Raw genomic sequence first — 7,228 nt, 5'->3', positions numbered from 1 at the left:
TTATTTCTAATATTAATATATTTTCTTTAAGAACTTTTTTCATCTTTATCAACTTTTGGTTTAGATTTAAAGTTTATATATTCATCGTAACTACCATCAAATTGAATAATTTTATTATTATCTATTTCCAATATATAATCGCAAATATTTGAAATGAATTTTCTATCATGTGATACTATTAAAAGAGTTTTATTAGTATTTTTCAAAGCATTTTCAAGAGATTGCATACATTTAATATCTAAATAATTTGTTGGTTCATCAAGAATTATTATATTGTTATCTGAAAGTAAAAGCTTACAAATAGCAACTCTTACTATTTCACCACCACTTAAATATGAAACTTTTTTAAATACAGTATCTCCCTTGAAACCAAAGCCATCTAAATTTGTTCTTATAAAACTTTCTTTGAAAGAAGAATTAATTTTAATATTATCTAATATTGTTTTATCTTGATCAAGTATATCTTGAGACTGATCTAAATATCCAATAACAACATTTTTAGAAATTTTTATATTTTCATTATTGTTATTGATAATTTCTTTTAGTAAAGTACTTTTACCACTTCCATTTTTCCCAATTAAAGCAACTTTTTTACCTTTTTTATTTTAAAGCTAGATTCATTTAATAGAATTTTATTACTTATAGTAATGGTTAAGTTTTTTGCTTCAATAGGATTTTTAGAAGTAAGCTCTAAATTTTCAATAACATCGATTTTTATATCTTTATCTTCTTTAGGCTTTTCTTTTACATCCAATTGCTCGATTCTATTTTGAATAGCTTTTATATTATTTTCTAATTTCTTTTTACCTTTTTGACCACCCATTTTATGAAGTCTAGCTTCTGAATTTCCCATTCTTTTAGGTGTTCTTCTAATACCATCTCTTATATTTTCTTTTGATACTATAGCTTCTTCAAGTCTTCTTTTTTCATTAATATATTGATTATATTCAGTATTTTCCCTTGCTTTTTCTGCTTTCTTAAGTTCTATATACTTAGAATAATTTCCATTGTAGATATTTATCTTTCCATCTTTAATTTCAACAATAGTATTACATAAAGAATCTAATAGATTTCTATCATGTGAAACTAGAAGAAGAGCTCCGGAATAATTTTTTAGCATATCTTCAAGGGTTTCAACACTATTACTATCTAAATTTGAAGTTGGTTCATCGGCAATAATAAGTTTCTTATTTTCACTTAAAGCATTAGCAATTTTCATTTTGACTTTTTCTCCACCAGAAAGATAATCCTTATATTCAGTTGGAGCATTGAAAATACTTTTGATTTTGCTAAATGAACATTCATTTGAACTATTACCAAATTGACTAATATAGGAGTAACTTTTAGTTAAGTAACATGTTCCTTCATCAGAAATTTCATCACCGATTAAAATTTTTAAAAGCGTAGTTTTTCCTGCGCCATTATCACCAACTAATCCTATTTTATCTCCATCTAGTATTTCGAATTTGTCTATATCTAATATTAATTTATCGCCATAATATTTTTTGATTTTATTTAATAATGCTAAATGCATAAAAAAATCCCTCCTTAAAATGTAGGAGAGAGTATACGACTTTATAGAAGGGTAACACAAATAAACCTTAAGCCAGTAATCCACTCTCCGTAAATTTTTACACAACAAAAAAAGGCTAATAAAGCTCTTAAATTTTATTGTGAATTAAAAATTATAAAAGTAGATTACATTCTCATGTTTGAAATTACCTTTACCTTTCTTAAAATTATTTTCATTTTTCATTATAGCACTATTTTAAGTTATTTCAAATATTTCTATGATATAATTAATAATAAATTATATAGTAGTTAAGAAAAGGTGATTTAATGAAAAAGACAATAGGAATTCTTGCTCACGTAGATGCCGGTAAAACTACGTTTTCAGAGCAAATACTTTATCATACAAAAAGCATAAGAAATAGAGGAAGGGTAGATCATAAAAATTCATTTTTAGATACACACGATATTGAAAAAAGTAGAGGAATTACTGTATTTTCAGAACAAGCTACATTTGCAATTCAAGATTCTACTTATTATCTTATAGATACTCCTGGACATATTGATTTCTCTACAGAAATGGAAAGAGCATTAAGCATATTAGATTATGCTATTTTACTTATAAGTGGAGTAGAAGGAATCCAAGGACATACTGAGACAATTTGGAATTTACTTAGAAAATATAATATTCCTACTTTTATTTTATAAATAAGATGGATAGAACAGGAGCAGACTTAGAAAAAGTTATTGAAGAAATTGAAGAAAATTTAGCTAATGATACATGTTACATAGATTCTATTAATGGAATGAGTGAAGAATTAATAGAATTTATTTCTGAGAGAAATGAAGATCTTTTAGAGAAATATTTAAATGGTGAGTATGAAGAGGAGATTTGGATTAACGAGCTTAAAAACCTTATAAAAGAAAATAAAGTATTTCCATGTTTAAGTGGAAGTGCTCTTCAAGATGAAGGAATAGATAATTTTTTGAACATATTTAATGAACTTACTTATACAAATTATAATGAAGATAGTGAGTTTTCAGGAAGAGTTCATAAAATACGATACGATATTAATGGAACTAGAATTACTTTTATAAAAGCTATTAGTGGGAGTCTTAAAGTAAGGGATGAAGTTACTTATGGAATAGCAGCTGAAGAAGTAACAGAAAAAGTAAGTAGTATAAGAATTTATAATGGTAGTAAGTTTTCTACTATTGAAAAAGTATCTGCAGGAGATGTTTTTGCAATAACAGGGATTACTAAAGCAATGCCAGGAGAAGGTGTAGGAAAAATTAGAGAAAGCATTCGATTCAATATGATTCCAACACTAATGTCAAAGGTTATTTTTGATAAATTTTATAATGTAAAAGAAGTTTTGGGATATTTTAGAATATTAGAAAATGAAGATCCAGCATTAAATATAATATGGAATGAAAAACATCAAGAAATTCAAGTTTCAATTATGGGTAAAATTCAACTTGAAGTACTTAAAGAAGTTGCATTAAATAGATTTAATTTAAAGATAGAATTTGGTCCTTGTGAAATTATGTACAAGGAAACTATAGATAACAACACATATGGATACGGGCATTTTGAACCATTAAAGCATTATGCTGAAGTTCATTTGAAAATAGAGCCAAACAAAAGAGGTGAAGGAATAACTTTTGAAAATAAATGTCATGCGGATGATTTAACTACAGGAAATCAAAATTTAATTAAGACACATATTTTTGAAAGAAATCATCATGGGCTTTTAAGTGGCTCACCAATTACAGATATAAAGATAACTTTACTAACAGGTAGGGCACATAACAAACATACTGAAGGTGGAGATTTTAGAGAAGCTACTTTTAGAGCAATAAGGCAAGGGTTAGAAAAAGCTAATAATATACTTCTTGAGCCATTTTATAAGTTTAAAATAGATGTAGAGTTAGATTATATGGGGAAGGTTATATCTGATATTCAAAGGTTAAATGGAGAGTTTGATTCTCCAGAAACAAAATTAAATAAAGTTTCTATAACAGGAAGAGGACCAGTAGCTACATTTATGGATTATAGTTCAGAAATACTTACATTTACAAAAGGAAAAGGCAATATAACTTTAGTCTTTGATGGATATGATGTATGTCATAATACAGAAGAGGTAATTGAAAAAATAGGATACAATAAAAATGCGGATATAGAATATTCATCAAGTTCAATTTTTTGCTCAAAAGGGCAGGGGTTTGTAGTTCCTTGGAATAAGGTAGAAGAATATATTCATTGTGAGAGTAAAGAAATTTAATATATATCTGTATAAATTTTTTTTAATTAATATAGGATGTGATATTATAAGAAAACCCCTATTACAATTAATCACTTGATGTTTTATAAATTAGGAATGGTAACTTTTTATTGACCTAATTTTATTTGAGATTTAGCTAAATTAGGAAAATGCAAAGGAAAACTTTTAGGTGTTTGTCTTAAAAAAGATACTTACAAGGCATAGTTCACAGTTGTGGAAATAATTCAGATCTGCTGAATTAAGAAATCATTATATTAACCATCAAATAGTTGATATAACTTAAAATTCATAAACTACTAAGTAGTTTCATTATAAGCTGTGAACTGTGAATTTCGCACTGTGAACTATATAAATTACTTCGCAATTTAAAACAAGTGAGCCACAAGTTTATTTCCATCTTCAAAAACACTTACAGTAAAGAAGTTCCAAGGAACTATTGTTGCACCTACTCTTGAAATTGCAACTCTTATCTTAAAACTATATCCAGAATTTATTTTAGAATCTATTCCTTCATAAGTCACTCTATCCAATCTAACAACCATTTCTTGTCCGCTAGAAAGTTCCATTTGACTTCTTAATGATTCTAAATCTTTCTTTAATTTTTCCATATCTTTTTCAGTAATTGTGATATATCCTTTTTCTGAGGTACTATCATATGAAATTAAATAATCATATACAGAATTATCCTCATTTAAATATGAATATAATAAATCATTTATAAAATCTATTTCTTTATATTCGCCAGCAGTATAATGAAGAGATTGCTGATCATCATAAATATTTGTGCCATACTCAACAAGTGATAAGTCCTTTGTAGATATATATGTTTTTCCAAAGGCCTCAAAGGAAGAAACATTTTCTTTGGATGTATCTTCAATATCTTTAGGGGAAGTAGTATCTTCAGGCACTTTTTCTCCGATATTACTATCTACATTATTATTTGAACTTAAAGTTTTGCAAGAAACTAAATTTATTGAAATTAGCAATAAAAATAAAAAGGAAAATAATTTTTTTCGTTTCATATGAACCTCCCTCTAAGGTAAATTTACCCAATAAGTCATATAACTTCATTTTATTATAAAAAGAAAAAAAAGTAAATTGAAAGGTAAAATCTTTAAATATCGGATATATATAAATTAATTAGTTGATAAAATTACAATATATAAATATAATTTATATATACAAATATAAAGTTAGGAGGATAATTATGTCAGTTAAAATGTTACACACTTGTATAAGAGTTAAAGACTTAGAAAAGTCATTAAAGTTTTACCAAGATGCATTAGATTTAATAGAAACAAGAAGAAAGGAATTTCCAGAACATAAATTTAGCCTTGTTTATTTATCAAATGAAGAAGGTGGATATGAAATAGAATTAACTTATAATTATGATGTAGAAAAACCATATGATTTAGGAAATGGGTTTAGTCATATTGCAGTTGAAGTGGAAGATTTAGAAGAGATGAGAGAAAGACATATTTCTTTAGGATATGAAGTTACTCCATTTAAAGGACTTCCAGGAACAAAACCTTCATACTATTTTGTAACTGATCCAGATGGATATAAAATTGAAGTAATAAGAGCTAAATAAAACTAAGAAAATCTAGTAACTTTACAAAAGTTACTAGATTTATTTTTATGTATTATGCATAAACTATTTAAAGCAATATTAAAGGTAATATGATATAGACCTTGGAAATATTATGTAAATAACAATAGTATATATTAAATGACTTGTTTGGAATAGATAATTAAATAATAAAAATTATCTAAAAAGAGTACAAATTACCAAATAAATAGTTTATAATATAAATAAGTTAAAATAAAAATAAAGGATAAAGGAGTATTATATATGAGTAAGATATCAATAATTGGAGCTGGTTCAATTGGAGCCACTACTGCCTTTGCCTTACTACAAAAGGAAGTAGCAAGAGAAATAGTTATTAATGATATAAATCAAGAAAAGGCTTTAGGCGAGGTTCTTGACTTAATGCACGGTAGTTCTCTAAATAGCCCGTGTAACGTAACATTAGGATCATTAGAAGATACTAAGAATTCAGATATAATTATTATAACAGCTGGTGTTGCACAAAAACCAGGAGAAACTAGATTAGATTTAGTTGATAAGAATTATAAAATTTTTAAAAGCTTTGTTCCAACAATAGCAAAATTAAGTCCTAATGCGATATTGTTAGTTGTATCAAACCCTGTGGATATACTAGCATATATGGCTTATAAGTTATCTGGCTTCCCAAAAGAGAGAGTTATAGGTTCAGGAACTGTTTTAGATACAACAAGATTAAGAAGTTTACTTGGAAAGTACTTTGGAATTGATGGAAGAATTGTTCAAGGATATGTATTAGGTGAACATGGAGATAGTGAATTTGTTCCATGGTCATCACTTACAATAGGAAACATTCCAATAAAAGATTTTTCAGAACAATTAAAAATTGAATGGGATGAGGCTACTGAAAAAGTTATTGCTGATGATGTTAAAAATGCAGCTTATGAAGTAATTAATAGGAAGGGAGCTACTGCCTTCTCAGTTGCAGCAGTTTTAACAAGAATAGTAGAAGCCTTCTTAAAGGATGAAAAAACAGTACTATCAGTATCTACTTTATTAGAAAATTATTTAGGAGTAAATAACACATATTTAAGTGTCCCAACAATAGTAGGAAAAATGGAGTAGAAAAAGTATTAAATATAGAACTATCTAAAGAAGAAAGAGAAAAATTTGTTTCATCAGCTAAGATAATGAAAGAATATATTGATAGAATTGATAATAACTAGAATTATAAGTTTAATATTAATATAAATTACAACTCATTGAGAAGTGTCAACTTAGTTGGCACTTTTTAATTTTTATCATAAAATATATTATTTGCATGAACAATTTAACAAAATTAAGTTTTAAAAGTAAAAGACAAATCATAATATAAAAAGAAGTTATCTTTAATTTTAATTGGTATAATAAGGGGAATACATAAACATGAAAAATATTAATATACAAGACTTTCTTAAAAACAAAATAATAGGATACAGTATTATTACGGCTGCATCAATTACATTTATTTATTTACTTATATCAATATTTTTTATCAATCACTTATTTTTTAATACGACCATTAATGGTATAGATGTATCATTAAAAACCTATGAAGAAGCTCAAGATACACTAAAAGAATCCATAAATGAATATAAGTTAAAAATAGTACAAAGAGATGAAAAAATAGAAGAATTACTAGCGCAAGACATAGAATTAAAATTCAATGAAAATAATAGTGTTTTAAACATAAAAAAAATACAAGCTTCCTTAAAGTGGGGAAGATCATTATTTAAAAAGCAAGATTATTATATAAATGATTTAGTGAGTTATGATAATAATAAATTATTAAAAAAGATACAAGAGCTAGATTGCTTAAAATAAAAATATA

At 26.1% G+C, this 7,228-nt stretch carries 5 protein-coding genes and 3 pseudogenes; 4 read left to right on the top strand and 4 right to left on the bottom strand.

Features of this window, described 5'->3' with window-relative positions; all coding sequences use genetic code 11:
• Positions 1-26: 26 nt before the first annotated feature.
• The 3 genes and pseudogenes from A500_RS21220 to A500_RS21210 all read right to left on the bottom strand — a co-directional run bounded on the left by A500_RS21220 (position 27) and on the right by A500_RS21210 (position 1,534).
• A complete protein-coding gene (locus A500_RS21220) occupies positions 27-227 on the bottom strand; it encodes a hypothetical protein (protein ID WP_051993144.1) in 201 nt (66 codons plus the stop codon).
• 78 nt (positions 228-305) lie between these two features.
• Positions 306-578, bottom strand: a pseudogene (locus A500_RS21215) (ATP-binding cassette domain-containing protein); the annotation flags it as partial.
• On the bottom strand, positions 578-1,534 hold the full coding sequence (locus A500_RS21210) for an ATP-binding cassette domain-containing protein (RefSeq protein ID WP_051993142.1): 957 nt from the start codon (positions 1,532-1,534) through the stop codon (positions 578-580). The pseudogene A500_RS21215 and the gene A500_RS21210, both read right to left, overlap by 1 nt.
• A 305-nt stretch (positions 1,535-1,839) precedes the next feature.
• On the opposite strand from A500_RS21210, the pseudogene A500_RS09270 reads away from it, so the two are divergent.
• Positions 1,840-3,794, top strand: a pseudogene (locus A500_RS09270) (GTP-binding protein).
• Positions 3,795-4,159: 365 nt separating this feature from the next.
• Here the strand turns inward: A500_RS09270 and A500_RS09265 are convergent.
• Entirely contained in the window at positions 4,160-4,816 is a 657-nt protein-coding gene (locus tag A500_RS09265; protein ID WP_016207319.1) for a hypothetical protein, read from the bottom strand.
• Positions 4,817-5,001: 185 nt separating this feature from the next.
• Here A500_RS09265 and gloA point away from each other — a divergent pair, with 185 nt between their 5' ends.
• From gloA to A500_RS09250, 3 genes and pseudogenes are all read left to right on the top strand, one after another.
• Positions 5,002-5,385 carry a lactoylglutathione lyase gene (gloA, locus tag A500_RS09260; protein ID WP_016207318.1) on the top strand — a complete coding sequence of 128 codons (384 nt, stop codon included), beginning with the start codon at positions 5,002-5,004 and terminating at the stop codon, positions 5,383-5,385.
• 261 nt (positions 5,386-5,646) lie between these two features.
• Positions 5,647-6,584 (top strand): annotated as a pseudogene (locus A500_RS09255) (L-lactate dehydrogenase).
• Positions 6,585-6,783: 199 nt separating this feature from the next.
• Positions 6,784-7,221, top strand: coding sequence for a hypothetical protein (locus tag A500_RS09250; protein WP_016207316.1), 438 nt, complete (start codon positions 6,784-6,786; stop codon positions 7,219-7,221).
• Positions 7,222-7,228 lie beyond the last annotated feature (7 nt).

Source organism: Clostridium sartagoforme AAU1, from assembly GCF_000401215.1.
GTDB classification, from domain to species: Bacteria; Bacillota; Clostridia; order Clostridiales; family Clostridiaceae; genus Clostridium; species Clostridium sartagoforme.
This window is presented reverse-complemented; position numbering and strand designations above follow the sequence as displayed.

Bases quoted from the DNA above. Each gene is read 5' to 3' on its own strand.
- A500_RS09250 (WP_016207316.1), top strand. From the start codon at position 6,784: ATGAAAAATATTAATATACAAGACTTTCTTAAAAACAAAATAATAGGA.
- A500_RS09265 (WP_016207319.1), bottom strand. From the start codon at position 4,816: ATGAAACGAAAAAAATTATTTTCCTTTTTATTTTTATTGCTAATTTCA.
- gloA (WP_016207318.1), top strand. From the start codon at position 5,002: ATGTCAGTTAAAATGTTACACACTTGTATAAGAGTTAAAGACTTAGAA.
- A500_RS21220 (WP_051993144.1), bottom strand. From the start codon at position 227: ATGCAATCTCTTGAAAATGCTTTGAAAAATACTAATAAAACTCTTTTA.
- A500_RS21210 (WP_051993142.1), bottom strand. From the start codon at position 1,534: ATGCATTTAGCATTATTAAATAAAATCAAAAAATATTATGGCGATAAA.